Genomic DNA, 23,582 nt, shown 5'->3' with positions numbered 1-23,582 from the left:
TTGAAAGGAGTTGAGTTTATAATGGCATTTTATGACTTAAGAGATTTTTTGGAGAGCTGCCGCAAGGAAAATGATTTGATTGAGGTAGATCGGTATGTTGACGTTAATTTAGAAATGGGCAAGGCCTTGAAAAAAAGCTATGCAAATAATGGACCGGTAATTATTTTCAGGAATAACGGTACTGATTATCCAGCAGTAGGAGGAGTTTTTGGTAATAGAAAAAAAGCATTGAGAGCTTTGAATGCACAAAATAATACGGTACTTCCCTGGTTTGCAGAAACAATTGACAGACCAATAGCACCTGTTATGGTAAAAAGTGCTCCGTGTCAGGAGATTATTATTGAAGGTGAAGATGTTGATCTTGGAAAATTTCCTATTCCGAAATTTTCTGAGTTGGATGGAGGGCCATATTTAACTGCTGGTATCAGTATTTCCAAAGATCCTGAAACTGGAATTGCTGATCTTGGACATTACAGGTTTCAAGCTATAGGTAAAGATTATTTTGGCTTTATGGCGCAGCCGTTTCACAGACTTGGGAAAAACTGTAATAAAGCAAAAGCTTTAGGTATGAAAAAATTTGAGATGGCATTGGTTGTTGGGACTGATCCTGTCCTTGCATATACCTGTCAGGTCCAGAATGTCCCTGATACTACGGATGATTGGAGTTTAGCTGGGGCCCTCCGGGGACAACCGGTAGAACTGGTAAAATGCAGGACTATTGACGTTGAGGTTCCTGCTACAGCAGAATTTGTTTTTGAATTGGAGATTGATTTTGAAACTGAGGTCAGTGAGGGTCCTTTGGGTGAATATACTGGATATATGACGCCTGCCAGCGAAAGACCTATCGCAAGGGTAAAAGCTATAACTCATCGTAAAGATCCCTATTTTCAGGTGCTTCTTACAGGAAAGCCTGTTACGGAAAACCATATTTAAAAAAACATTCCTTTAGAAGCATCGTTCTATAATGCGATGAAAAAACAATTCCCTACTATTACTGATGTGGCGGTAACTCCATCTGGTGGAGTTCAGTTGTATGCTGTAATCGCAATGAAGCAAAGATATGCCAATGAGGCTCGGCACGTAATTTTATCAGCAATGTCCAGTAATGTAAGACCTAAATGGATTGTGGTTGTTGATCCTGACATTAATGTTCATGATTCTGCTGAAGTAGAATGGGCTTTGTCATTTCGCGTAGACCCTGGAAGAGATGTTATTTTGGTAAATAACGTTCCTTCTGCACCATTAGATCCTTCTTCACACGGCGATAGTTTACAGGAAAAAACGAACTCTACCATTGGTATAGATGCGACAATGCCTTTTGGTAAATTATATGCTACTGTTGCCGAAGTTGCCGGATGGGAAGATTATTCTTTTCCTGAAATAAGTAGTGAAAGATAATTGACGCTAAAAACAGGTCGGCAGCAATTTCTACTGCTGACCTGTTCTGTTTAGAAAGAAGGTGCTGTATGAAGTGGAATAATTTATCTCTGCACAAAATAAAATGGATATGTTCATTTATCGTTGTTTTGTTGCCATTTTTCTGCTCTATCAGCAATATTTTTCAGAAATATTTAGCCGTGACTTTATGGGCGATTATGATGTGGATGTTTGAATTGCTGCCAGAGGAAATTGTTGCAATAATGCTCCCGGGCCTGTATATACTGTTTGATATAACAAATTATGCAACTGCATTTTCTGCATGGACAACCAGTACTCCCTGGATAACTTTGGGAGGTTTGATGATAGGTGGGATGATTGTAAAATCTGGCTTGGTATTACGCATAGCTTATAAGTCACTGCTTTTGACCAAAGGAAGTTTAAAAGGGATTGTTTGGGGGATAGTACTTACATGCACGATTTTTACGCCATTAATACCTTCTATTATGGCTAAGGTTGCTTTATTGGTACCAGTTGTCATAGGTATTTGCAAGGTGCTGAAGGTTAAGGCAAAAAGTGCGACAGCATCAGCTTTGATGCTGGTAGTGTTTTTCGCTTTATGGTCTCCTAAAATGGCGTTTATGACAGCATCTACTGACAGTATACTGACGGCGGGGATTTTAGAGCAATACCTGGGGGTGAAAATAACATGGTTAGCTTGGGCTAAGGATATGTTTATTCCGGGGATATTATGGATGCTGGTATCAATACCTTTAATTTATATTCTGAGACCACAGCATTTGAATTTAAATAAAGAATATTTAGAACTTGAATATAGAAAATTGGGAAAGATAACTATCGATGAAAAAAAGACTGTGACATTGATCACGGCATTACTGATATTATTGATTTTTTCTTCGTGGCATAAATTGCCTGAAGGAGTACTTATGTTGGGAATAGGGTGCTTGGGCTTTTTTCCTGGGATAGGGCTGCTCAAATCAGATGACTTCAGCAAAATACAATTTAAAGTAGTATTTTTTTAGCTGGAGCTGTAACTATTGGAGCTGTTGCATCTAGTATCGGCATTACAGAAAGTGTAATAAATTTTGTGCAACCGTATTTTGAACAAATGAACAGCTACGAGCTGGTAATGAGCATCTATATTTTTTCTATATTAGCTAATTTTTTACTTAATCCACTGGCATTAATTGCAACTTTGATGATCCCTATAGCTAATTTATGCAGTAATTTAGGATATTCCGCTACTATAGGCGGATATTCTATGATCATGGGATTTAACCAGGCATTGTTTCCTTATGAGATAGCACCGTTAATGCTAGTATATGGATTTGGTTATCTGAAGCTTACGCATCTAATCAAAGTTATGGTGTTCAGAGTTGTAGCAGGTATTATATTTATGAAAGTTGTTACATATCCTTACTGGCTGTACATAGGTTTATTGGATAAATGAGGAGAGTGAGATTATGAGGCTGGTGATAGGTATTTCGGGTGCCAGCGGTGTTTGGCTTGGTTATAAGCTGCTGCAAATTTTAAAAAGTTACACTGATATAGAAACGCATTTGGTAATAACAGAAGGTGCTATAAAAAATTTTTCATTGGAAACTACGCTGGATATTGCTGAGGTTTTAAAGTTAGCGGATTTTTCTTATGCCAATAATAACTTGGGAGCACTTATTGCAAGTGGATCATTTACTACAGATGGAATGGTAATTGTCCCTTGCAGCATGAAAACTTTAGCCGGTATCGTCCATGGCTATGCTGAAAATTTGCTGCTGCGGAGTGCGGATGTGTGTTTAAAAGAACATCGTAAGGTAGTATTAGTTCCAAGAGAAATGCCTCTGGGCAAGATTCATCTGCAAAATCTAGTTAAGGCAGCAGAACTTAATTGTGTTATTATACCGCCGCTGTTAACCTTTTATAATCAAGACATTACTGTTGAACAGCAGATAAATCACATATTAGGTAAAATTTTAATGCAATTTGGACTTAACTATGAGAAATTCATTCCTTGGAAGGGGTGTGAATAAAGTGGTTATAAAATGTGGCTACGGTAGCGGGAAATATAGAATTATCAGTAACTGTTTTTTATGTGGGGAGGATTTAAATGTTTCTGTAGTTGGTGGAAGTAAAGGTCATATAGGGGCATGTGCAATAGCGTTTCTTTTAGGAAAAAATATAGAAGCAAACCTTACCGTCATAGACAGGCATAAAGAAGGGGCGTTAGCTGAGGATACAGCTAAGAAATTGACTTCTTTATTCTCTTGTGTTGCTACAGTAAGTGTTGGGATACATATTGATAATGCAGAGAAGGAAGAAATTGAATTATTGGTAAGAAACTTTGAACAATGCATAAAAATTCTTATAAAAAAGCTGAGAAAGATAATTTAGGGAGGGATAAAAATGAAAAAAATCAGAATAGGTATTTTAGCAGTCTTGTTGACGGGAATTACTGGATTAGCAGCAGCGAATAATCCGTTTACGGATGTTCCTGAAGGACATTGGGCTTATAATTCCATTAATAAGCTTGTTGATGCTGGTATTATTGAAGGTTATAATAATGGACATTATGGCGGTGATAGACTGATTACACGCTATGAAATGGCACAGATTGTTGCTAAAGCGATGGCAAAAGGGGCAGATGTAGACCGACTGGCTGCTGAATTTGCAGAAGAACTTGATAATTTAGGCATTCGTGTGAGTAATCTGGAGGAACAGTCTGATAATGTAAAAATCACAGGTGAGATCAGGATTGCTGATTATGCTTTCAAAAATAGCAAAAGTAGAAGTCATGATGAACTGCGGACGCGATTATTCATAAACGGAAAGATCAATGATCAGTGGGAATATGGCGCAATGTTGGAAAACACGCAGAATTTTAGGAACGATAGTGGTGATGAAAATACTTTATTTAAACGTGCTTACGTGCAGGGAAACTTAAATGGCGTAAAGATAACAGCAGGCCGACAGTTTTTTAAGTCTGGTTATGGCTTCTATGCGGTCGCTACTAATATCAAAGCATTGAAAGTAGATGTCGGAAACGTTTTGAAAGCCAGTGCTTTTGTAGGCCAGTTTGCCAATATGGTTACGACTAAGGAAAGCAATGAGAAATTATACGGCCTTCATTTAGCTTATCCTGTAAATAAAAAAATATTTGCACAGGCGGCTTACTATCACCCAGAAGCAATTTATGACGGGAATACAGTTGCTTACCAAAAAAATGATGTTTATACAGTAGGGTTAGGGTATAAATTTGATAAGAGTACTATTTTGTATGCGGAATATTTAAAAGCAGATAAACCTGTATTACCTGAACAGGGTTACAGTAAAGCTGGTTGGGCGGCAAGATTGGATTATAAAGGCGCAAAATATAATAATCCAGGCTCATGGGGAACTTATGTGGCTTATTATGATCAGCCGGCAGCTACTATTTATGATCATACAAGCGAGATGGATGTTAATAAAATGTATGATACGAGAACAAATAGGGAGTTGGTAACTGGTTATGCAGGTATAAAGGGATATGAAATAGGGGTCAATTATACTGTTGCTCGTAATGTTATGGCGGCTTTTAACTATTTTGACTACCAGGGTGCTGATAATAATATTATTAAGGATAGAATGATGTGGACACAGTTATATTATATTTTTTGATTTAAAGTATGATAGGAAAAGGCTCTTCGCGATTATTGCGAAGAGCCTTTTTTATAAAAACAACAAAGTAGTTTTTGGATATTTATGGATTTTGCTGTTCAAAGTCAATGTTTTTCTGCTGCAGACGCTTTTTCACACTGTCAGATAATATGTAGGCTATAACCGAAGCAACAGGCACGCTGACGATGATGCCTAAAACACCGTAAAGACTGCCGCCGACAGTAATTGCTGCCAAAACCCAGATCTCGGATAAACCAACAGATTTGCCGACGATTTTAGGATAAAGGATATCGCCTTCGATACGCTGCAGTACGAAGAAGAAAAGAATAAACAGCCAGATTTTGCCGGGGGCGGCGAGCCCAATAAGAATAAGACCTAAAAGGGCGCTGATGATAGTGCCGATGATCGGGATAATAGCCAGAAAGCCAACGATGACCGAAATTGACAGAGCATAGGGCAGCCCTAAAAGCAGCATCCCGGCGAGGCATAATAATCCCAGGCAGAAAGCTTCGAGCAGCTGACCGCCGATGTAACCGGAGAAAATAGTATGAGCGGCACTGCCTAGATCAAGCAGGTAAGCCGCGCGTTTACCGCTGCAGAATGCTAAAATCATATTACGGGTTTGCCGGGAGATTGTTTCTTTATTCAGCAACAAGTAAACCGCAAAAACGACGCCGATAACAATATTGCTGACCAGTGAGATCAGGGATGTCGTGATATTTAATGTATTATAGAATAAAGTTGTTTTATTATTTTCCCAGTAGCTGTCTACAGCACGCAGCAGTTCTGACCATTGCGATTGCAGGTAATCCAGTGTGTCAGGCGAAAGGGCAAGTTCGGACCATCTTTCTTTAAGGGAGACGGTCAGTTCGGCAGATGCTTTAGGCAGTGTTTTTACGATCATATTAAAGCTTTGGTGCAGATCGGGGCCAATTTTGAGCCCGCCGATCAGAACGATACCAATAATAAGAGTCAGGGTGAAGATCAGACAGACCGGACGTTTGATTTTTGGGGGCCAGTCTGAAGAAAAGCGTGCAAACAGTTTTTGCCAGAGGCGTTCGATATGCACCAAAGGAACATTGACGATAAATGCCAGGCAGCCGCCGATGATAAAAGGCATGATTAAATTGCAGAAGAAGCCGAGCAGGGCCAGCGCCGCTTCATAACGCCAGAGGACCCAGATAAAGATAATGACTGCCAGCAACGGCAGGAATCGTTGACGTTCCATTGTTTTTGCTCCCGTATAATATTTATAAACTGCTTTTATTTTATCACATAACCGGCAGGCTATAAAGGGCATTTGTCTTAGTATTGTGAACATTTGGCAAAGTTTCGAGCCTGGTGAGAATACATACCCTTGTGGTATAATAGCACTACGAGTTTAAAAAAGTTGGTGAAAAAATGATAGTTATCAGCAAAGCGATTTTGCATATTATGGATTTTAATTCAGGGGCTACCATCTATTCCGGTGCAGAGCTGGATATGGGCGCGCCTGGTACTTATGATTTTCTGGCGGGGCATATCGATAAATTATTCAAGGACGCGTCGGCTAAAACGGGTCAGTTCCTGCCTGAGAGCATTTTCAGTCAAACGTCATCAAATTATTTGGATGAGCATATCACTTTCTCTGATTTCAGCGCCGGCATCTGCAAGGATCTGGATACCTGCCTTACAGATGCTGGTGAGACAGATATAGTCGATGTAGTAGTTTGCGATTTTACGATCGAAACGGAGCGTTATTTGGGAGTGATGCTTTATGGCAGCCGGCCCGCGTATACCCATCAGGTAGTCAACGATGGCACTGCCGTACGCAATGAGATCATTCGCCACTATGCAATCCTGCCTAATCCGGTGCAGAAGGTCAATACCTTTGCTTTAGTTAATGTTGCCAGCGGCGAGCTGCGTTTTGCTGATAAAAAACGCAGTATAGGCGGAGAAGATGTCTATATTTTGCCGCAGCGTATTTTGCAGTGCAGCACTAACACCTCAACGAGGGAAACAGTGAAGCTGGTAACGGAAATGGCAGGACAGATCGCTGAAAACTACGGGTACAGCAGCACAGAAGCCGTTGCTAAGGTCAAAAGCTATCTGGCGGAAACAGCTGAAACTGACAGTAAACTGGAAACAGCAGCGTTGGTAAAAGAGGTGTTTTCTGATTCAGAGGTTCTGCAGCAGGAGCTGCAAAAAGGCCTGGAAGAAGCGAAGCTTCCTGAGCAGGTACCGGTTGATAAAAATTATGCTCTGCGCATGAGTAAGTCAATGAAGATCAAAACCGATACTGGGATCGAGATCATCGTGCCGGCTGAATGCTTGGAAAATAACGATTATATCGAATTTGTCAGCAACCCTGATGGAAAGATTTCTATTTCTATAAAAAATATAGGTAAAATCTTGAACAGATAAAAAAACCAGTCCATATGGACTGGTTTTTCTTATAACAGTTATGCTTTGGTTTCTGTTTTTTCAGTTTCAGCAGCTTCTGCTTCGGCAGGAGTATCCACAACTTCAGCAGTTTCTGCTTTGGTTTCGTCGACTGTCTCTGTCAGAGGCGCAGCTTCTTCTTCAACGGGTTCCGGTTCATGGACCGGCATTTTACCGCCGCATTCGCCGCAGAATTTTGAGTTGAGCGTCACCTGAGCGCCACAGGATGGGCAGGATGTTTTCGGTTCTTCTCCGTCAAAGGCAGTTGCTTTGATTTTGGCAATAGCGACTTTGTGTTCATCGATTTTGGTCAAAGCTTCACTGATAGCAGTACAGTGTTCCTTGAATTCTTCAGGTATTTCTTCGCCTGCTTCAAATTTAGCCCACAGGATCTCACCGATTTTTTTGTGGGTATCGCTGATTTTACTGCGTTCTTTATTGACTTGAGAGTTCAGGCGCTGGATTTCGAGGGCAGCTTCTGCTTTCTCACCAAGAGTTTTAGTGAGTTCTTCAGTTTTTTCAGCGGCGGATTTAACTATTTCGCCAAGTTTGTTTAAAAGTGCCATGATATTTGCCTCCTGATACATAAATTTTTGTTGTTCATATTTATTATAGCATAGAAAGCGTGCAGATAATATATTTACGATAATATTGAAGCCCGGTTTTTAAATAAAAAAATTCTTAGGATACTTTCTTAAATACCTGTAATCGTGATACAATGCAAAGAGAGTCAGCAAGAAAAGAGATGAGCAGAATGAAAATAAAAATCGATGTTTTTGGTTTGAAAAAATGGTACAAGCAGCTGCTTGACGAAAATTTTTATAAATTTTTGATCTCACTGGGTCTTTTGGCCAGCGCGCCCGTGATCGCCAGTGTATTATTTGATTATATAGTTATTTACGGCAATGGCCGCTTCAAGGCAGGTCTGCTGTTGGGCATCGTTCTGCTGCTGCTGTTCTTGTTATTGAGTTTTATCAGTATTGCGATCTGGGCGGCAATCAACAGTAATACTACGGGTCAGCGGCGTATGATGCTTATTATCAGCGCCTATCTGATGATTTGGCTGGCCTTCGGCAATTTATATTATTTTTTCAGCGACACCGAAAATTTTGTGGCTACTAATACGACCAGTGTCGAAGGATTGGTGAAGGAGTGGGACGGCGATATGCATGTTACTGAACTGCAGGAAAGTACAGTTTTGCGTAATGTTCCGCATTTTTGGGAGTTGGTGCCGCATAAGGACAGTGGCGGCAACGAACAATTGCTGCCGCGTACTGTTAATCGTCTGAATGGATATCTTGATTGCCTGTATTTCAGCGGCGTCAGTATCTTGACTATCGGTTACGGTGATATTGTGCCGGAGTCGCGGTTTTTAAAAATGCTGGTTTTGCTGGAGGGTTTTTTAGGGCAGTTTATTAATGTTGTAGCGATTGGCTTGTGGCTGTCAGGCGTTAAGGGCAGCGACGATCTGAAAAAACAATAATTACAGCTGGTGAAAGAAGGCAAAAAAAGTGCATAAATTTTTGTGTTGTTTACTGTCCGGGTTGCTGGCTGTTGCCGCGGTCTGCCTGCCGATCGGAAGTTCGGTGGCCGCAGAGCAGCAGATATCGAGAACCGGCATTACTATTCCAGAGGATACTGTGCTGCAGTTAGAGCTGATGAATTTTCTGGAAAGTAAGAGAAATAAAGTCGGCGATACTGTTTCTGTAAAATTATTGGAAGCTGTCAGTGTTGCTGATGAGGTCATCATTCCTAAAGGAACTGTTTTGGAAGGGTACCTGAAAAAAGTGCAGAAAGGCAAGCTGCTGTCACAAAAGGGCGTGATCAGGATGCGGCTTAAAGATTATTATCTGCCCAATGGTTATCTGCTCAGATTGAATAATGAGGAAATAAAATTTTCAGGAGATATGAATTATACTTCGCTGGCGGCAGGTGTGGCTGTTCCTTTTGCAGGTCTGGCTTTTAAAGGCAAAAATGTCAGCTGTAAACCGGGGATGCAGTTTAAGTACAAACTGGCGCATGATGTGGCGGTAGAGCGTTATTGATATCAGAATCGATGAAAAAGTAAAACCTTCAGTACAGAGCGTTAAGTTTCTGTGCTGAAGGTTTTATTATTATGTTTTATTTGGAAGTTTTATTTTTTCAGGCTGATGCTGACTTCCATTGCTGCCTTTAGTTCTTCCAGTTTGTTTTCCAGCATGATGGTGACAGTACCGTTATCAATGGCTGTGATAGTACCGGGGAAAGTTTTTTTGAGTACAGCGGCCTCGGCAATTACTTCCTGACCTGTTTTTAAAGCTGCGGCCTGCTGCGGCTGCATTTTCAGATTTACCTGGCATTGTTCGGTTGCGCGGATAGTCAGGATATGTTGTCCCTGAGCAGCTGTATCTCCGCTGCTTAGCAGTTTTTCCGTCACTATGCCGGTACAGGGGCTCTGGGCTTCGTTGGCCTGCTGTTTTTGCAGCAGCTGTTGATAATGCTGTTGTGCCTGGAGTGCTGCTTGCTTTTGCTGTTCGATAGCTTCGGGTGAAGCTTTGGCTGTCAAACGTGTCTGATGCGCTTTGGCGGCTTCCAGGTTGGCTTCTGCTGCCGCCAGTGCTGCCTGTGCCTGTTCCACTTTGATCCTGGCGATAGCGTTTTGAGCGTAAAGAGAGGCCATTTTTTGATAGTTCTGCTCCGCCGCCTGATAAGAGCTCTCGGCACTCTGCAGTGAATAATCAGCAGCGGCTATGGCCTGTTCACCGCTTCCGCTTTCCAGGTTAGTAAGCTCAGCATCTGCGCGGGCCGCTTCGGTAGCAGCGTCTTCAACAGCGGCGTCAAGCTCCGGCTGTTCAATTGCAAATAAAGGTTGCCCTTTACCGATACGTTCGCCAGATTCAAGGATCAGTCCTAAGATTTTTCCGGCAGCAGGCGCTGTTATTTTATAAGCTGGGATATCGACATTGCCGCTGCCGATAACAGTGGGCAGGGTAGCAGCCGATTTACCGCAGCCGGCCACAAGCAGCAGGCTGCAGAATAAAAGCAGTAATTTTTTCATGTAAAAACTTCCTTCGTTATCTGATATCATCTTTTACTATATCATAAGCTGAAACTTAGTAAAAGTGAAGGATCGGTGAATTCAATGCAGATATTGTTTCAGGAACGGTAATGTTTTTGCGGCAACAGCACCGGTCAGTAATCCGAAAGGCAATGATAAAAGGAGCAGTAACGGCAGCAGGGAGAATAAAGAGAAACTTTGCATTATCAGGGAAGCAGTCAGGATCTGACCTGTATTATGTGCGGCAGCCCCCAGGATGCCGATACCATAGGGTGAAAAAAGCTGACTGCGCCGTCCTGCTTCCATCAGCAGCAGGCTTAAAAGCGTTCCTCCAAGGCCGATAAGAAAACCAGGTGTAAAAAGGCCTGTGCTCAAAAGTCCGACCAGAAGAACGCGGACAGTTAAAAAAAGCCCGGTCAGGCGCAGACCGAACAAATATAAACATAAAATAGTAATAGTATTGGCCAGCCCCGGACGAATTACGCCCAATTGGACAGGCAGGGGCAGCAGGTTTTCTCCCAGACGCAGCAAAACTGCCAGCGCTGCCAGCAGTGCCAGGACAAGCATGGTTTTAGTTGTCGTATCAGTGGAGGAGCGCATCAGGAGAGTCTCCTTCTTTGGAAGTTATTATTTCAATAATAACGCCTTCGGGAATGCAGACGATAGAACCGCTGCCGGTAATTGGGCCCTGCTTTTCGCAGAGCTTATCAGGGCAGGGGGCCTCGCTGACGCGAAGGCTGCTGTTTGCTTTGGTGATCGTCAGGCTGCCGTGTTCAGTTGGCAAAAGATACTGATCGGGAAAATCACGCAGTGTTTGCTGCAGGATAAGCTCGTGGTGCCGGGTGATGCGTACAACGGCATTGCTGTCCGCAGCAGTGCTGCCTGAATACCAGAACCCGCACAGTGCTGCTGTTATGATGACTAAACAAAGCAGATAATCATTACGGCGCATAATCATATTCCTTTGGCAGGCTGCCAGGTTTGCTGCAGATTTTCGGAGACGAAAATACTGCCGTCATTTTCGACAATGACTACGGCCAAATCTTTGGCAGCAGTAAGCCTGTTTTTGATTTCCGTTGTTGGCAGTAAAAAGAACAGTGTAGAATGATAATCAGCGTCCAGCGCCGATGGCGCGATCACTGTTACAGATTGATGCAGACGGGACGGCTGCCCTGTTTGCGGATCTAAAATATGATGGTAGCGAATGCCGTTCAGTTCGTAGTACCGCTGATAATCTCCGGAAGTTGCGGCGGACTGGCCGTCATGGAGCATCACCGTACCTAAAAAGGCTTCAGGATCACGGGGGTGCTGGATGGCAACGCGCCAGGGCATGTTTCCGGGTTTATTACCAATTGCTTTAATATTACCGCCGGCGTTGATCAGGGCGCAGGTAATACCAGAATGTTTTTTCAGCGTTGCCGCCGCCGCGTCAACGGCATAACCTTTAGCGACAGAACCCAGGTCAAGTTTGACGTCAGGATCATTGTAGCTTAGTGTTTGTGCGGCAGCGTCAAAATGATATTTGTCTTTACCTGTATGGCGTAAGGATTCCTGTAGTTTTTCCGGAGCGGGCAGTCTGTTCTGGCTGCGGGCCAGCTGCCAGAGGTCAACGACAGGAGCGATGGCAATATCGAGCTGCGCATCCGGTTGATGGTCCAGATAGTTCAGCAGTCCGGCAAGCTGTGGAGCCAGCGTAACCGGGGCCGCTGCAGCTTTGCTGTTGGCTTCGTATAAGGAACCGGGGCCGCCGTCGTTAAAACGGTCCGTGACCTGGGCTGTTTTTTGGAAGGTCTGCATCGCGTCGTCTATAGCCAAGCGGGCTTCTCCGGGTTTATCGCTGTAGGCGTCTATTTTGACGAAGGTATCCATAGAAAAGCGGGTGTCGGTGACTTTGATCTGTTCTTCTTCGCCGCAGCCGCTGATGCTGAATGTTAAAAGCAGTATCAGAAAGAGCAGATATTTTTTGCAGTAACTTTTCATTGTTTCTGGCCGCAGCTTTCTCCGAGCGGGCAGGATGTGCAGTTGCTTTTTTTATTCGTAGCAACGGTGCCGTGCTCGTGTTCGGTAGTAATGGGATCTAATTTATGCAGGCAATGACGCGGACATTTCTGAACACAAAGGCCGCATTCTATACATTTACTGTGGTCGATAACCGGCAGACTGCCGTTGGCATCTTCGCGCATGGTAATGGCCTGCACGGGGCAGACTTTTGCGCACATGCCGCAGCTGATGCAGGAAACGCTGCAGTCTACCATAGCGGCTTTCCCTTTGTCGCGGTTATTGCATTTTAGATGGATCTTAGTGCTGGCGCTGGTAATATACAATACCATCTGCGGGCATTGCCGCGCGCAGATACCGCAGCCGCTGCATTTACCATAGTCGATAACAGGCAGACCGTTTTCGCTCATGGAAATGGCATGAAAGGGACACATTTTTACGCAGGAACCAAAACCAAGACAGCCAAAGTTACACTTGCCCGGTCCGCCGTAGTATTTGGCTACCAGGTGGCAGTCTTTGATGCCGGTATAATTGTACAGCTTGGGCGCATTTTCTTTGCAGCCGTTGCAGGCGACGCGGGCGACCTTACGCAGGTCGGGCGATAAAGGTATATCGCCGGTAAAGCCCATGATGCGCGCTATTTTCTTTTTAGAATCAGGCGAGCAGGCCAAACAGGGTGAAACACCGTCGCGTCCGGCAACGATGGCTTCAGCCAGTCCGCCGCAGCCGGGATAACCGCAGGAGCCGCAGTTGGCGCCTGGCAGCAGATTGGTGATCTCTTCGATACGGGGATCGGTATGTACGGCCAGCTTGCGGCCTGCCACAGCGAGAATAGCGCCGAACATGCCGCCCAGGCCTGCTACTAAAGCAACAGATTTCCACATGGTGTTCTCCTTTTAGTGTATGCCGGCAAAGCCCATGATAGCGATCGACATACAGCTGGCCGTGATCAGGGCAAGGGGCAGGTTTTTCATACATTCCGGAGCGTCGCTGTCTTCCAGCCGTTCGCGGATGCAGGAAAACAGTACCAAAGCCAGAGTATAACCTACAGCGGTGCTGACAGCGTTAAGCAGACTTTGCCAGAGTGTATAGTTTTTTTGGATATTGATAAGGGCAACGCCTAAAATAGCACAGTTAGTAGTTATGAGCGGCAGAAATACGCCCATGCTTTTATGCAGTGCCGGCAGCATTTTCTTGATGAACATTTCTACCAGCTGCACTAAAGACGCGATCGCCAGAATAAAGACGATGGTCTTTAAATAGGTCAGGTCATAGGGAGCCAGGAACAGATAATAAACCAGCCAGGAGATCAGTGAAGCCAGTACCATAACGAAGGCAACGGCAGCGCTCATCCCCAGCGCGTTACGCAGGCTTTTGGAAACACCCAGAAAGGAACAGATGCCCAGGAATTGTGATAAAACGATATTGGAAATAAAAACTGCAGAAAAGATAATGGCGAAATTACTGTCCATGGTTTACCTCCCGCCTGGCTTTGATATAGTTGAGTGCCCCAAACAGCAGCCCCATGGTCAGAAAGGCGCCGGCAGGCAGGATCAGCAGCAGTACGGGCTGCGTTCCAGGCAGTGCTACGGCATGGCCGAGCAGGGTACCGGCTCCGAAAAATTCACGGCAGGCGCCGATAGCGCTGAGAGCAAGCGTAAAGCCGATACCCATACCGACAGCGTCCTGAAAGGAAAGCCACAGGCCGTTTTTAGAAGCGAAAGCTTCGGCCCGTCCTAGAATGATACAGTTAACGACGATCAGCGGAATAAAAATACCTAAAGATTCATAGATCGCCGGCACATAAGCATTCATCAGCATTTCGGTCACGGTAACCAGGGAGGCGATGACGACGATATAGGCTGGTATCCTGATGTTGGCGGGGATAAATTTTTTCAGTGCGGAAATAATCAGGTTAGAACCGATCAGAACCGCAGTAAAAGCCGCGCCCATGCCAAGAGCATTAGTTAAAGAAGAAGTGGTCGCCAGGGCCGGGCAGACGCCTAAAAGCTGAACAAAAAGCGGATTTTCCCTGATAATACCTTTTGTAAATTCTGGCAGCATGGTTACACTCCTTTCCCTGCGGCGGCTTTGCTCACGCCGAAATGTTCCTGATAATGTCTGCGGGCAGAATTGATGCCTTTGACAACTGCTTTGGAGGTGATGGTTGAAGCAGTAATAGCCTGGATCTCCTGCGGTTGGGAAGCATTTTTGCTGACAGTCAGATCATGGCTGAGATCCTTACCCAAAAATTGGTCTATAAAAGCCGGTTCTGTACATTTTGCTCCCAGACCGGGAGTTTCATTTTGCTGCAGGATTTTTACACCGCTGATACGGGCGCTGGGATATTCGATACCCAGCATGATAACTACTTTACCGCTGTATCCGTCCGGATTGACTGTGTAGATATAGCCGTTGGTCTGGCCGTCTGTTTCAGAACGTTTGACAGCGACGATATGCTTTCCTGCTGCCGGTTCATCAGTGAGCTGACCGGCGTCTGGCAGTACTTGCTTATAACCTTCGCGGACAGCGTCTGCTTTGCGGGCTTCGATCAAAGGTGCTGTCTGGTCGTGGGCAGTACCGACGCAGGCTGCGGCAATACCGCAGATAACGAGCAGGATAGCCGCCAGCCGCAGAATATCTTTACTCATGGCGGGCACCTCCTCCGAAGGGGACGTTAGTTACATAACGGTCAATCAAAGGAGTGACCATATTCATGATCAGGATCGAATAGCAGACGCCTTCTACATAACCGCCGCGCAGGCGGATCAATGCTGTAAGGATGCCAAGACCGAGTGCGTAGATCAGCCGGCCTTTTTTGGTGATCGGGCTGGTGACCCAGTCAGTAGCCATAAAAAAGGCGCCGATGATCAGCCCGCCGGAAAGCAGATGATAAATGGCAAACCAGGCCGGATATTCGCGCAGCCAGCCGTAAATAGCAGTAATAACGACAACCGTGCCGATATAGCCAGCAGGGATACGCCAGTCGATGTGTCCTCGCCAGAGCAGATAAATTCCGCCTAAAAGCAGCGCCGGGACACATGTTTCGCCTAAGGAACCGCCGACATTACCCCAAAACAGTGCGTTCAGTGAGGGCAGGTCGACATTAAGCCCGCGATGCCAGGCGCTTTCGGCCAGGCGCAGAGCTGCCAGCGGTGTAGCGCTGCTGACAGCGTCGGTATAAGGTGTGGCTTTAGTAACTGCTTCTGCGGCGGCAGTGTTCCAGGGCATGGTCCAGGTCGTCATCTGTGCCGGGAAGGAAGCGAGCAGGATGGCGCGGCCTAAGTGGGCAGGGTTAAAGATATTGCTGCCCAAGCCGCCAAAGACCTGCTTACCGATAACGACAGCACAGAAGCTGCCGAAGGCAGCCAGACCCAGTGATAATTCGGGCGGCAGGCAAAATGCCAGCAGCAGGCCGGTTAAAAGGGCACTGCCGTCACCGACGGTAATCGGCCTCTGCATGAGCTTTTGACATAACGCTTCACAGATGACAGCCGAGAGGCAGCAGGTAAGGATAACGCTGAGCGCCGGCCAGCCGAAAAAGTAAACAGCGGCGGCCAGAGCTGGCAGAAGTGATAGTAAAACATCGCGCATAGCGGCGCTGATAGTACTGCCGCAATGGATATATGGCGATGACGATATAATGACTAAAGGCGCAGGAGCTTTGACCGGTTCCATAAGAGTCTTCCTTTCTATACGTGCACAAGATACTTATTTTTTATAGTAAGGGTTATGACCGCCGAAGCCGTCAGTAAGGATAAACTGTTTGCCCATGCGGATATACTGGACAAGGGGGATATGGGCCGGGCAGTTATAGGCGCAGGAGCCGCATTCGATACAGGTACCAACGTGGCCGGCCAAAGCTGCCGGCCAATCACGACGTTTGACTGCTTTGAAAAGCTGGGTCGGTTCTAAAAACATCGGACAGGTATCGACACATTTTCCGCAGCGAACACAGGGATTTTCAGGCGGCAGCTTGGCCAGTTCAGACTGGTGATCAAAAAGCAGCAGCCCGCCAGTGCCCTTGAGAACAGGAAAATCAAGCGAATGCAGGGAAAAGCCCATCATCGGACCGCCGGAAATGATGCGGGCCGGATCGTTTTTCAGGCCCTGGGCACCCTGCTCGACAAGGTGGCTGTAAAGTGTCCCGATGCGGACACGATAATTACCCGGTTTGTGAACGGCGTTGCCGCTGACAGTGACGATACGCTCATAACAGGGCAGGTCGTCTTTAACTGCCAGAGCCGCCTGCATTGCAGTGGCTACATTATCGACGATTACGCCAACAGCCGAGGGAAGGGCTCTCTCAGGGACAACGCGGCCGGTAACGGCATAGATCAGATGGCGTTCGCTGCCCTGAGGATATTTTTCGGGACAGACAACGACGCTGATATTAGGATCGTCAGCAGTAAGCTGATTAAAAAGCTCGATAGCCCGTGGTTTATTATCTTCGATGGCAATGATGCCTTTGTTGGCTAAAGATGCTTTCAGGAAATATTTCAGGCCGCGAATTACTTCATCGGCATGTTCGATAAGAATACGGTAGTCAGCGGTAATAAAGGGTTCACATTCGATACCGTTTAGGATAACTGTGTCAATGATGCGGCCGCTGCTCTGCGGCGCGTATTTGACATGTGTCGGGAAGGTTGCGCCGCCCATACCGACGATCCCTTTTTCTGCCAGAAGCTGTCTGATCTCATCAGGCGGAAGTACCAGGCCGCTTTCACGCGGTGTGATCGTGGGGTCGAGCGTGTCCTGGCCGTCATTTTTGATGACCATACAGGCCGCGACGGTGCCGTTGGGAAGAAAGCGTCTTTCGCTGCCAACGACCATGCCGCTGACACTGGCATGGATATTGCTGCTGACTGCTCCCTGGGCTTCGGCGATCTTTTGTCCAAGATATACCTTTTCGCCAGGCTGTACCAATGGTTTGGCAGGAGCTCCGATATGCATCGAGAGCGGCAGCACGACTTTCTCGGGTGCGGGGATAGCCTCGATCGGCAGTTCCGCAGTTAAATTTTTAGCAGCATCGATATGAGTGCCGCCTATAAAGGTATGTAGACGGGAAAACATGTTGTCACCTCGTTAAAAACAAATAGTGTATACTAATAAAGATTTAACATATATTATAAGGCGTAACTGCAGAAATAGCAATTGTTTCAGCAACATTTTCAAGTAATATTGCCAGGTATCAGAAAAATAGTAAAGAATGTAATAAAATGCAAGTCAACTATATTTGTTGTAAATACAATGCAGAGAAAAACGATTGTCTACAAAAAATGTGAAGTACCTGAAAAAAGTGCATTTTTCCTGATAAGACACTGAATATTTGCTATAAATTTAACAAAAAAAGCAGATTTATTTTACACTTTAGCCATATTTTCTCAAAAAATTCACGAAAAACTACTGCGGAATACTGTAAAATAAGTTATAATAGGTATCGTAAAGTGTATTATAAGTTGCTTATTACGAGCTTAAAATCGCTTTACTGTAATCCTGGCAGTCATCAAGTTGAGTATTTTTGATACTGCCGGTACAATTTAGGATACCGGGAGGTATACATGTTTTTTGACTCTTATGACACTCCTGTCTTCCGTCCGCCCAGTGAAGCCCGCAGTTTTATCCTGCGTGTGACCCGCGGCTGCGCCCATAACAAATGTACTTACTGTAATATGTACAGAGGCGTGCCGTTTCAGGTACTGACTGAGGACGAGGTCGCCAGACAGATCGAGGCTGCTGCCGTTCACGGCAGAAATTCGGTTCGCAGAGTGTTTTTAGCCGACGGTGACGCTTTGGTACTGTCGACGCCGCGTCTTTTAAAAATTTTAGACGCGTTATATAAAACTTTTCCGAAGCTCCAGAGGGTAGCGGCTTATTCCGCTCCAAAGGATATCCTGCGTAAATCGCATGAAGAGCTGGTCGAGCTGCGCGAAGCAGGTTTGAAGCTGCTTTATTACGGCATGGAGACAGGTGATGACATTACCTTGCAGGCCGTGAAGAAAGGCGTCAGCGGCGAAGAGGCTGTTGAAGCAGGCCGGAAGGTTATTGCGGCAGGCATGAAGCTGTCGATGATGATTATTCTGGGCCTGGCGGGCAAACCAGGCAGCAAGCGCCATGCGGCGGAAACTGCCAAAGCGATCAATGCTATCAAGCCGACGATGCTGAGCGCGTTGTGTTTGATGCTGTACCGCGGCAGCGAGCTGCTGGATCAGTTTGAACGCGGAGAATTTGAACCGCTGCCACCACAGGGTTTAATGGAAGAATTGTATAGTATTTTAGCTGCTGTCGAACTGCCGGAAGATCATCCGTGCATTTTCCGCAGTAACCATGTTTCTAATTATGTTCAGCTGGCAGGGACCCTGCCGAAAGACAAGGAGAGGCTGCTGGGCGAGATTGCCTGGAGCGCTTCCGAATTGGGTAAGATCAAGGACTGGGACGTTTATAACAATACGAGATATTGAGTGTGCAAGGAAGGGGATCGATGGTAATGAGGAAAATGACCGCATTGCTGACCTTTGTGCTGATAATCTGTCTGCTGCCTGCCGCAGCTTTTGCCAAAACCTTTAAAGAGGGTGACAAGGACTGGAAAATCATGGTCACTCAGCAGAAGCTGAAAACTTTGGGATATGCTACTGACCGTACCGACGGTAAGTTCAGTAAAGCAACTGCCGACAGTTTGAAAAACTTTCAGAAAAAGCATAAACTGAAAGCGAATGGACGCCTGGACGATAAAACCTATAAAAAGGTCACATGGGAAGCCTTTAAAAAGGAAGGAATTACCAATGTCAAGGGCAGGGATGTCGTGAAAACGGCTTCTAAATATAAAGGTACTCCTTATAAATTTGGAGGGACAACGCCTAAAGGCTTTGACTGCTCGGCCTATGTGCAGTATGTTTTTGGCAAGCACAGGGCGCAGCTGCCGCGTACTGCGGATGTGCAGGTCTTAGAGGGTGTTTTTGTCCTTAAAAACCAGCTGAAGGAAGGCGATCTGGTCTTTTTCTCGACTTATGAGCCGGGCGCATCTCATGTTGGAATTTATGCCGGAAAAGGCATGTTCTGGAATGCATCGACGTCTCGCGGCGTAGTACTCGATTCACTGGACAATACTTATTGGAAATCCCATTATTACGGGGCGCGCCGTATTCTTGTCGATAACGGTGAAGTGTAATATTCAACAGGTGCTTTTATGATATTTGATGAAATCGAGGAGGGGTCTGAATAATGATCCGTGAAAAACGTAACAAGGAAAAACTGGCTTCCTATTATCGTAAGTTTATGGAAGACGGTGTCATCGATCCGAACGTCCATCCCTGGGTGGCTGAGTCCTGGCAGCGCTGCCGGGCGATGAAACTGCCCCATGAAACGATGCCTAAGCTCAATAAACTGAGCCGTGAGGAGATCGTTGAACATCAGAAGACCCATGAGTTTATCGTAAAGTATGTCGACGGTTTGTATGAACAAAGCAAACAGCATTTCAATATTCATAATCTGAGCATGCTGCTGATTGATGAAGACGGTTATGTGATCAAAAATTATGCACTGCCCTTTTTTCAGAGAGTGATCGAAGATATCCAGGGGATGCGCGTACTGGAAGAGGATGTAGGCACCTCGAGCATCAGTATTGCGCGTGAGCATAATGTACCGTTTTTAATGTTTGGCCCGGAAATGTGGATCAAAGACAGTCATTCCGGCGATGCCTGCAGTGCGCCGATCTGTGTCAACGGTAAGATCCGCTACATTATTTCCTTCTTTTCGCTGGATCAGAACGATCTGCCTTATGACCTGCTGCTGTCGCTGCTTTTGACAATGAAATATTCTATCGAGCAGCATCTTTCCATGCTGGAATACTGGAGCATTTATCAGCTGATGATGAATGAACTGCCGGTGGCCGTGTACTGGATCGGTCAGGACGAGCAGCTGAAATACTGTAATAACAATGCGCAAAAGCGTCTGGATGGCAAAAAGAACCTGGAAGACGTATTTTTGAATTATGAGCATATTCCCATCAAAAAAGCCCTGCAGGGTGTACCAACGCATCGTCGTGAGATCACCTGGATCACGCAGGACCGTACCTATGAAGATATTACTACAGTCATGCCGATCAAAGTTGGCAGTGAGGTCGAAAGCGCTTTGGTGATGTCGATGTCGATCGAAGATCTGAAAACTACGATTGCCCATGCTACCGGCTACAGCTCCCGCTACAGTCTGTACAGCATGGTGGGCGAGACCAGTGAATTTTTGGCTTTGCAGCATAAAGCTTCGCGTATTGCCCGCAGCGATAATAATATCCTGCTTCAGGGCGAGCCGGGGACCGGCAAGCAGCGTTTGGCCCATGGTATCCACCAGGCCAGTCCGCGTGCGGCTGCGCCGTTGATCGTTGTGAAGTGTTCGAATGCGCCGATCGAGGCGTTGGAAGAAGAATTTTTCGGCAGTGTAGACGGTGACCGTCAGCCAATGGCCGGTAAACTGGAGCTGGCACTGGGTGGTACGCTCTTCCTGGACGAAGTCGAAAAGCTGCCTGTGGAAATGGGCGATAAGCTGGCTGATGCCCTGAAAAATGGTTTGGTAAACCGTGAAACCGGTATTCGCAAGAAGTTAAACGTGCGTGTGATCGCCGCCTGCGATTCTAATTTAAAACGCTTGTCTGATAAGGGACTTTTCTCAAAAGCCTTATATGAGCTGGTATTGGATACGACAATGCGTGTTCCGCCTTTGCGCGAGCGCGTGAAAGATATTGAGGTCATCGCTTCCCATATTCTGGCTGAAATGTCGGCGCAGCATAATCTGCCGCCGAAACGTTTGTCGCCGGAAGCGCTGAATCTTTTGACAAGCTGCAGCTGGCCCGGTAATATCAAACAGCTGCAGGGAGTTATCGAGCAGGCATTCTTCCATACTCCCGGAGCAATCATCGAATCCGATAATATCAAGCTGCCTGGTGATCGGACGCTTGAAAAATCCTGGAAATATGATAAAGACGCTTTTATTGCGGCCTGGAAATCTGCCGGCGGTAATATCAGTAAACTGGCAGGAATGCTTGATGTCAGCCGTGTTACCCTGTACCGTTATTTGAAAAAATATGGATTGGGACCTAAAGTCGGCAAAGAGGATTAATAAAAATTCGAAAAATAAATAAAAAACAGAGTGCATTTGCACTCTGTTTTTTATTTATTGAAAGCAAGTTTAGAATTTCATTTCTGCGCCTACACGCCACAGACGTCCGTAATAGCTCAGTTCAGAAATTTCCTTGTTGAAAACATTATCGATGCCGGCAAAGACACGGTATTTATCACCCCAGCGTTTATTGACTACAAAATTGAAGGTGTTGCCGCTGTTGCTGTCGGTACTGCCGTCATGGTAATCAGTGTACCATTTATTCCAGGCCGTGACACTCCATTCTTTATGGACAGGTTCCGTCCATTGCAGTTTAGCGACATAAGTATTACGGGCGCTGTAGGATAACCGTTCGCCAGTCGATTCATCTTTGGCATCCAGCCAGTTATAATTGCCGCTGAGCATGAAGCCGTTGCCTAAATTATGCTTTACTTCAAATTCTATCCCCTCGGAAGAGGTGCGGTCGATATTGACGAAGCGACGATCTTTGAACATGCCGCCGCCAGGCAGTTCTACCATACTGATAGCGTCTTTCTTTTTATTTTTGAAATAAGTAACTTTGGTAGAGGTGTCGTCATTAAATTCATGTTCGTAGGAAAACTCATAGCCTCTGGTTTTTTCCGGCTTCAGATCGGGATTTCCGTAAACGGTAAACATACCGCCGTGACTGAAATCACCGTACAGCTCATCTACGGAGGGAGAACGGTAGGCGCTGCCGTAATTGGCTTTGAAACGGGAGTTATCATCAATAAAGTAGGTAGCGCCCAGATTTGGCGAAGTATGACTGCCGAAGCTGTCGTGGTGATCGTAACGTATGGAAGGGATCAGCAGCAGTTTACTGCCGGCACGATATTCATCCTGAACATAGAGCGCGTATTGTTCGGCTCGGTCAGAACCGGAAGCGACATAAGCGCTGCCTTCTGTAACACGGAATTCTGTACCAAAGGTAACTTTATTATTAGCAGCAGTCTGAATGCTGTCGCGGGCTTCGACATTCCAAAATTTATATTTTTTATCGCTTGTTTCATTTTCAAACTGACTGTATGTGGATGTAAGACTGTATTTACTGTTAGTGTTTTCACCTTCATAAGTCAATGCGGCTGTTTTTCTATTTTGGATTCTTTTGGAAATACTGCTGGTACCCTGATACTGAAGGTTTTCTTTATCATAATCAAGTACCAGGTTCAGCCTGTTTTTAGTGTCCATATCGTAATCCATATCTAAAGTATAGCTTTGTTTGGGACCATAGGTGAAGCCTGCAGCTTTACCTTCGAAATTACGCAGTTTGCTGAAATTGGCATCAAGTACGGCGCTGAATTTGTTGTCGCGTCCTGTATCCCAATGATAGTAATTGCTCATTTCCCTGCTGCCTGATGTCATACCGATGATAAATTCGGGTTTTTCGGATTTTTTGGTAATGATGTTGATAACGCCTCCTTGAGCATCGCTGCCGTATAAAGCGCCGCCCGGGCCGCGTACGATTTCAATACGTTCGACGTTGCTCAGATTCAGACGGTCAAGGATACGGGTATTGCTCGAGCCGTTGGGATAGATGTTTTCACCGGCGATGCGCCGGCCGTTGACTAGGATAAGAATATCGTTGGTAACACTGCCGCGGATGGTGAACTGATCTCCATGACCGCCGCCGCCGTCGTCAATGTGCAGATTGGTTGCTGTTTTCAGAACATCTCTGACGCTGATAGCGCCGACATTCTGGATATCGGCTTTAGTAATCACTTCGACGCTCTGCGGAACTTCTTTCTGTGTCAGTGCCGTTCTGGTCGCTGTTACGACATATTCATCCAGATTATACTGGTGCAGGCTGTCTTTTTCTGCAGCATAACCGCTGCTGCTTATAGCGCTTAAAATACAAAGAGTCAGTGCCAGACTGCTCTTTTTAGAAAATTTCTGCATGGTTTCACTCCCTCATCATTCGTTAGTTAGATAAAGCTAATATAATACTTAA

Annotated in this window: 26 protein-coding genes; 13 read left to right on the top strand and 13 right to left on the bottom strand. The window is 45.6% G+C overall.

Annotated elements, in window-relative coordinates; genetic code table 11:
- Positions 1–21 precede the first annotated feature (21 nt).
- From PFJ30894_RS01340 to PFJ30894_RS01310, 7 genes are all read left to right on the top strand, one after another.
- Complete coding sequence (locus tag PFJ30894_RS01340; protein ID WP_125668841.1) at positions 22–933, top strand: UbiD family decarboxylase; 912 nt, start codon at positions 22–24, stop codon at positions 931–933.
- Between the two features lie 36 nt (positions 934–969).
- Positions 970–1,398 carry a UbiD family decarboxylase domain-containing protein gene (locus PFJ30894_RS12065; protein WP_125668840.1) on the top strand — a complete coding sequence of 143 codons (429 nt, stop codon included), beginning with the start codon at positions 970–972 and terminating at the stop codon, positions 1,396–1,398.
- 68 nt (positions 1,399–1,466) lie between these two features.
- Positions 1,467–2,420: an SLC13 family permease gene (locus PFJ30894_RS01330; protein WP_125668839.1), complete on the top strand. Its 954-nt coding sequence runs from the start codon at positions 1,467–1,469 to the stop codon at positions 2,418–2,420.
- 107 nt (positions 2,421–2,527) lie between these two features.
- On the top strand, positions 2,528–2,848 hold the full coding sequence (locus PFJ30894_RS01325; RefSeq protein WP_125668838.1) for a hypothetical protein: 321 nt from the start codon (positions 2,528–2,530) through the stop codon (positions 2,846–2,848).
- Positions 2,849–2,861: 13 nt separating this feature from the next.
- Positions 2,862–3,425, top strand: coding sequence for a UbiX family flavin prenyltransferase (locus PFJ30894_RS01320; RefSeq protein ID WP_125668837.1), 564 nt, complete (start codon positions 2,862–2,864; stop codon positions 3,423–3,425).
- Positions 3,418–3,786 carry a prenylated flavin chaperone LpdD gene (gene lpdD / locus PFJ30894_RS01315; RefSeq protein ID WP_125668836.1) on the top strand — a complete coding sequence of 123 codons (369 nt, stop codon included), beginning with the start codon at positions 3,418–3,420 and terminating at the stop codon, positions 3,784–3,786. Before PFJ30894_RS01320 ends, lpdD begins: the two co-directional genes overlap by 8 nt.
- Before the next feature lie 12 nt (positions 3,787–3,798).
- On the top strand, positions 3,799–5,049 hold the full coding sequence (locus PFJ30894_RS01310) for an S-layer homology domain-containing protein (protein WP_125668835.1): 1,251 nt from the start codon (positions 3,799–3,801) through the stop codon (positions 5,047–5,049).
- 82 nt (positions 5,050–5,131) lie between these two features.
- Here PFJ30894_RS01310 and PFJ30894_RS01305 read toward each other — a convergent pair whose 3' ends face one another.
- Positions 5,132–6,277 carry an AI-2E family transporter gene (locus PFJ30894_RS01305; RefSeq protein WP_167456999.1) on the bottom strand — a complete coding sequence of 382 codons (1,146 nt, stop codon included), beginning with the start codon at positions 6,275–6,277 and terminating at the stop codon, positions 5,132–5,134.
- A gap of 173 nt (positions 6,278–6,450) precedes the next feature.
- Here PFJ30894_RS01305 and PFJ30894_RS01300 point away from each other — a divergent pair, with 173 nt between their 5' ends.
- On the top strand, positions 6,451–7,452 hold the full coding sequence (locus tag PFJ30894_RS01300) for a nucleoid-associated protein (protein ID WP_125668833.1): 1,002 nt from the start codon (positions 6,451–6,453) through the stop codon (positions 7,450–7,452).
- Positions 7,453–7,490: 38 nt separating this feature from the next.
- On the opposite strand, the gene PFJ30894_RS01295 is transcribed toward PFJ30894_RS01300, so the two are convergent.
- Positions 7,491–8,036, bottom strand: coding sequence for a zinc ribbon domain-containing protein (locus tag PFJ30894_RS01295; protein ID WP_125668832.1), 546 nt, complete (start codon positions 8,034–8,036; stop codon positions 7,491–7,493).
- Between the two features lie 188 nt (positions 8,037–8,224).
- Here PFJ30894_RS01295 and PFJ30894_RS01290 point away from each other — a divergent pair, with 188 nt between their 5' ends.
- Both PFJ30894_RS01290 and PFJ30894_RS01285 read left to right on the top strand, forming a co-directional pair.
- A complete protein-coding gene (locus PFJ30894_RS01290) occupies positions 8,225–8,953 on the top strand; it encodes a potassium channel family protein (RefSeq protein ID WP_021719118.1) in 729 nt (242 codons plus the stop codon).
- Between the two features lie 28 nt (positions 8,954–8,981).
- Positions 8,982–9,515, top strand: coding sequence for a hypothetical protein (locus PFJ30894_RS01285; protein ID WP_021719117.1), 534 nt, complete (start codon positions 8,982–8,984; stop codon positions 9,513–9,515).
- Positions 9,516–9,604: 89 nt separating this feature from the next.
- Here the strand turns inward: PFJ30894_RS01285 and PFJ30894_RS01280 are convergent, their stop codons facing one another.
- The 10 genes from PFJ30894_RS01280 to rsxC form a co-directional block, all read right to left on the bottom strand.
- Complete coding sequence (locus tag PFJ30894_RS01280; RefSeq protein ID WP_167456998.1) at positions 9,605–10,507, bottom strand: HlyD family secretion protein; 903 nt, start codon at positions 10,505–10,507, stop codon at positions 9,605–9,607.
- Positions 10,508–10,588: 81 nt separating this feature from the next.
- Positions 10,589–11,107 (bottom strand): Gx transporter family protein, encoded by a 519-nt coding sequence (locus tag PFJ30894_RS01275; protein WP_046431149.1) that lies wholly within the window; start codon positions 11,105–11,107, stop codon positions 10,589–10,591.
- Positions 11,091–11,459 (bottom strand): NusG domain II-containing protein, encoded by a 369-nt coding sequence (locus PFJ30894_RS01270; protein ID WP_167456997.1) that lies wholly within the window; start codon positions 11,457–11,459, stop codon positions 11,091–11,093. Before PFJ30894_RS01270 ends, PFJ30894_RS01275 begins: the two co-directional genes overlap by 17 nt.
- Before the next feature lie 2 nt (positions 11,460–11,461).
- Positions 11,462–12,487, bottom strand: coding sequence for an FAD:protein FMN transferase (locus PFJ30894_RS01265; RefSeq protein ID WP_113077860.1), 1,026 nt, complete (start codon positions 12,485–12,487; stop codon positions 11,462–11,464).
- The gene (locus tag PFJ30894_RS01260; protein WP_113077859.1) at positions 12,484–13,389 is read right to left on the bottom strand and encodes an RnfABCDGE type electron transport complex subunit B; all 906 of its coding nucleotides are present in this window, start codon (positions 13,387–13,389) and stop codon (positions 12,484–12,486) included. Before PFJ30894_RS01260 ends, PFJ30894_RS01265 begins: the two co-directional genes overlap by 4 nt.
- Positions 13,390–13,401: 12 nt before the next feature.
- A complete protein-coding gene (locus PFJ30894_RS01255) occupies positions 13,402–13,977 on the bottom strand; it encodes an electron transport complex protein RnfA (protein WP_021719111.1) in 576 nt (191 codons plus the stop codon).
- Positions 13,967–14,569, bottom strand: coding sequence for an electron transport complex subunit RsxE (gene rsxE / locus PFJ30894_RS01250; protein ID WP_021719110.1), 603 nt, complete (start codon positions 14,567–14,569; stop codon positions 13,967–13,969). Before rsxE ends, PFJ30894_RS01255 begins: the two co-directional genes overlap by 11 nt.
- Before the next feature lie 2 nt (positions 14,570–14,571).
- A complete protein-coding gene (locus PFJ30894_RS01245; RefSeq protein WP_125668828.1) occupies positions 14,572–15,156 on the bottom strand; it encodes an RnfABCDGE type electron transport complex subunit G in 585 nt (194 codons plus the stop codon).
- Positions 15,149–16,183 (bottom strand): RnfABCDGE type electron transport complex subunit D, encoded by a 1,035-nt coding sequence (locus PFJ30894_RS01240; RefSeq protein WP_125668827.1) that lies wholly within the window; start codon positions 16,181–16,183, stop codon positions 15,149–15,151. Before PFJ30894_RS01240 ends, PFJ30894_RS01245 begins: the two co-directional genes overlap by 8 nt.
- A 33-nt stretch (positions 16,184–16,216) precedes the next feature.
- Entirely contained in the window at positions 16,217–17,578 is a 1,362-nt protein-coding gene (gene rsxC / locus PFJ30894_RS01235; protein ID WP_021719107.1) for an electron transport complex subunit RsxC, read from the bottom strand.
- Between the two features lie 488 nt (positions 17,579–18,066).
- On the opposite strand from rsxC, the gene PFJ30894_RS01230 reads away from it, so the two are divergent.
- Genes PFJ30894_RS01230 through PFJ30894_RS01220 form a run of 3 tightly spaced genes read left to right on the top strand, consistent with a single transcriptional unit; the run spans position 18,067 to position 21,616 of the window.
- On the top strand, positions 18,067–18,966 hold the full coding sequence (locus tag PFJ30894_RS01230) for a radical SAM protein (RefSeq protein WP_021719106.1): 900 nt from the start codon (positions 18,067–18,069) through the stop codon (positions 18,964–18,966).
- A 26-nt stretch (positions 18,967–18,992) separates the two neighbouring features.
- Entirely contained in the window at positions 18,993–19,673 is a 681-nt protein-coding gene (locus tag PFJ30894_RS01225; protein ID WP_044492197.1) for a C40 family peptidase, read from the top strand.
- A gap of 53 nt (positions 19,674–19,726) precedes the next feature.
- Positions 19,727–21,616 carry a sigma-54-dependent Fis family transcriptional regulator gene (locus tag PFJ30894_RS01220; protein ID WP_113077856.1) on the top strand — a complete coding sequence of 630 codons (1,890 nt, stop codon included), beginning with the start codon at positions 19,727–19,729 and terminating at the stop codon, positions 21,614–21,616.
- 69 nt (positions 21,617–21,685) lie between these two features.
- On the opposite strand, the gene PFJ30894_RS01215 is transcribed toward PFJ30894_RS01220, so the two are convergent.
- Positions 21,686–23,530, bottom strand: a complete 1,845-nt coding sequence (locus PFJ30894_RS01215; protein ID WP_125668826.1) for a TonB-dependent receptor plug domain-containing protein — start codon at positions 23,528–23,530, stop codon at positions 21,686–21,688.
- Positions 23,531–23,582 lie beyond the last annotated feature (52 nt).

It is taken from the genome of Phascolarctobacterium faecium (assembly GCF_003945365.1).
Taxonomy (GTDB): Bacteria; Bacillota; Negativicutes; order Acidaminococcales; family Acidaminococcaceae; genus Phascolarctobacterium; species Phascolarctobacterium faecium.
Note: the sequence above shows the minus strand (reverse complement) of the source record. Positions and strands in the feature narration are given on the sequence as shown.

What these genes read in the sequence shown, in the direction of transcription:
- rsxC (WP_021719107.1), bottom strand. Translation starts at nt 17,578, where the DNA reads ATGTTTTCCCGTCTACATACCTTTATAGGCGGCACTCATATCGATGCT.
- PFJ30894_RS01265 (WP_113077860.1), bottom strand. Translation starts at nt 12,487, where the DNA reads ATGAAAAGTTACTGCAAAAAATATCTGCTCTTTCTGATACTGCTTTTA.
- PFJ30894_RS01240 (WP_125668827.1), bottom strand. Translation starts at nt 16,183, where the DNA reads ATGGAACCGGTCAAAGCTCCTGCGCCTTTAGTCATTATATCGTCATCG.
- PFJ30894_RS01325 (WP_125668838.1), top strand. Translation starts at nt 2,528, where the DNA reads ATGAGCATCTATATTTTTTCTATATTAGCTAATTTTTTACTTAATCCA.
- PFJ30894_RS01215 (WP_125668826.1), bottom strand. Translation starts at nt 23,530, where the DNA reads ATGCAGAAATTTTCTAAAAAGAGCAGTCTGGCACTGACTCTTTGTATT.
- PFJ30894_RS01255 (WP_021719111.1), bottom strand. Translation starts at nt 13,977, where the DNA reads ATGGACAGTAATTTCGCCATTATCTTTTCTGCAGTTTTTATTTCCAAT.
- PFJ30894_RS01290 (WP_021719118.1), top strand. Translation starts at nt 8,225, where the DNA reads ATGAAAATAAAAATCGATGTTTTTGGTTTGAAAAAATGGTACAAGCAG.
- PFJ30894_RS01245 (WP_125668828.1), bottom strand. Translation starts at nt 15,156, where the DNA reads ATGAGTAAAGATATTCTGCGGCTGGCGGCTATCCTGCTCGTTATCTGC.
- PFJ30894_RS01320 (WP_125668837.1), top strand. Translation starts at nt 2,862, where the DNA reads ATGAGGCTGGTGATAGGTATTTCGGGTGCCAGCGGTGTTTGGCTTGGT.
- PFJ30894_RS01340 (WP_125668841.1), top strand. Translation starts at nt 22, where the DNA reads ATGGCATTTTATGACTTAAGAGATTTTTTGGAGAGCTGCCGCAAGGAA.
- PFJ30894_RS01230 (WP_021719106.1), top strand. Translation starts at nt 18,067, where the DNA reads ATGTTTTTTGACTCTTATGACACTCCTGTCTTCCGTCCGCCCAGTGAA.
- PFJ30894_RS01330 (WP_125668839.1), top strand. Translation starts at nt 1,467, where the DNA reads ATGAAGTGGAATAATTTATCTCTGCACAAAATAAAATGGATATGTTCA.
- PFJ30894_RS01220 (WP_113077856.1), top strand. Translation starts at nt 19,727, where the DNA reads ATGATCCGTGAAAAACGTAACAAGGAAAAACTGGCTTCCTATTATCGT.
- PFJ30894_RS12065 (WP_125668840.1), top strand. Translation starts at nt 970, where the DNA reads ATGAAAAAACAATTCCCTACTATTACTGATGTGGCGGTAACTCCATCT.
- PFJ30894_RS01275 (WP_046431149.1), bottom strand. Translation starts at nt 11,107, where the DNA reads ATGCGCTCCTCCACTGATACGACAACTAAAACCATGCTTGTCCTGGCA.
- PFJ30894_RS01310 (WP_125668835.1), top strand. Translation starts at nt 3,799, where the DNA reads ATGAAAAAAATCAGAATAGGTATTTTAGCAGTCTTGTTGACGGGAATT.
- PFJ30894_RS01270 (WP_167456997.1), bottom strand. Translation starts at nt 11,459, where the DNA reads ATGCGCCGTAATGATTATCTGCTTTGTTTAGTCATCATAACAGCAGCA.
- rsxE (WP_021719110.1), bottom strand. Translation starts at nt 14,569, where the DNA reads ATGCTGCCAGAATTTACAAAAGGTATTATCAGGGAAAATCCGCTTTTT.
- PFJ30894_RS01305 (WP_167456999.1), bottom strand. Translation starts at nt 6,277, where the DNA reads ATGGAACGTCAACGATTCCTGCCGTTGCTGGCAGTCATTATCTTTATC.
- PFJ30894_RS01280 (WP_167456998.1), bottom strand. Translation starts at nt 10,507, where the DNA reads ATGAAAAAATTACTGCTTTTATTCTGCAGCCTGCTGCTTGTGGCCGGC.
- PFJ30894_RS01225 (WP_044492197.1), top strand. Translation starts at nt 18,993, where the DNA reads ATGAGGAAAATGACCGCATTGCTGACCTTTGTGCTGATAATCTGTCTG.
- PFJ30894_RS01295 (WP_125668832.1), bottom strand. Translation starts at nt 8,036, where the DNA reads ATGGCACTTTTAAACAAACTTGGCGAAATAGTTAAATCCGCCGCTGAA.
- PFJ30894_RS01260 (WP_113077859.1), bottom strand. Translation starts at nt 13,389, where the DNA reads ATGTGGAAATCTGTTGCTTTAGTAGCAGGCCTGGGCGGCATGTTCGGC.
- PFJ30894_RS01300 (WP_125668833.1), top strand. Translation starts at nt 6,451, where the DNA reads ATGATAGTTATCAGCAAAGCGATTTTGCATATTATGGATTTTAATTCA.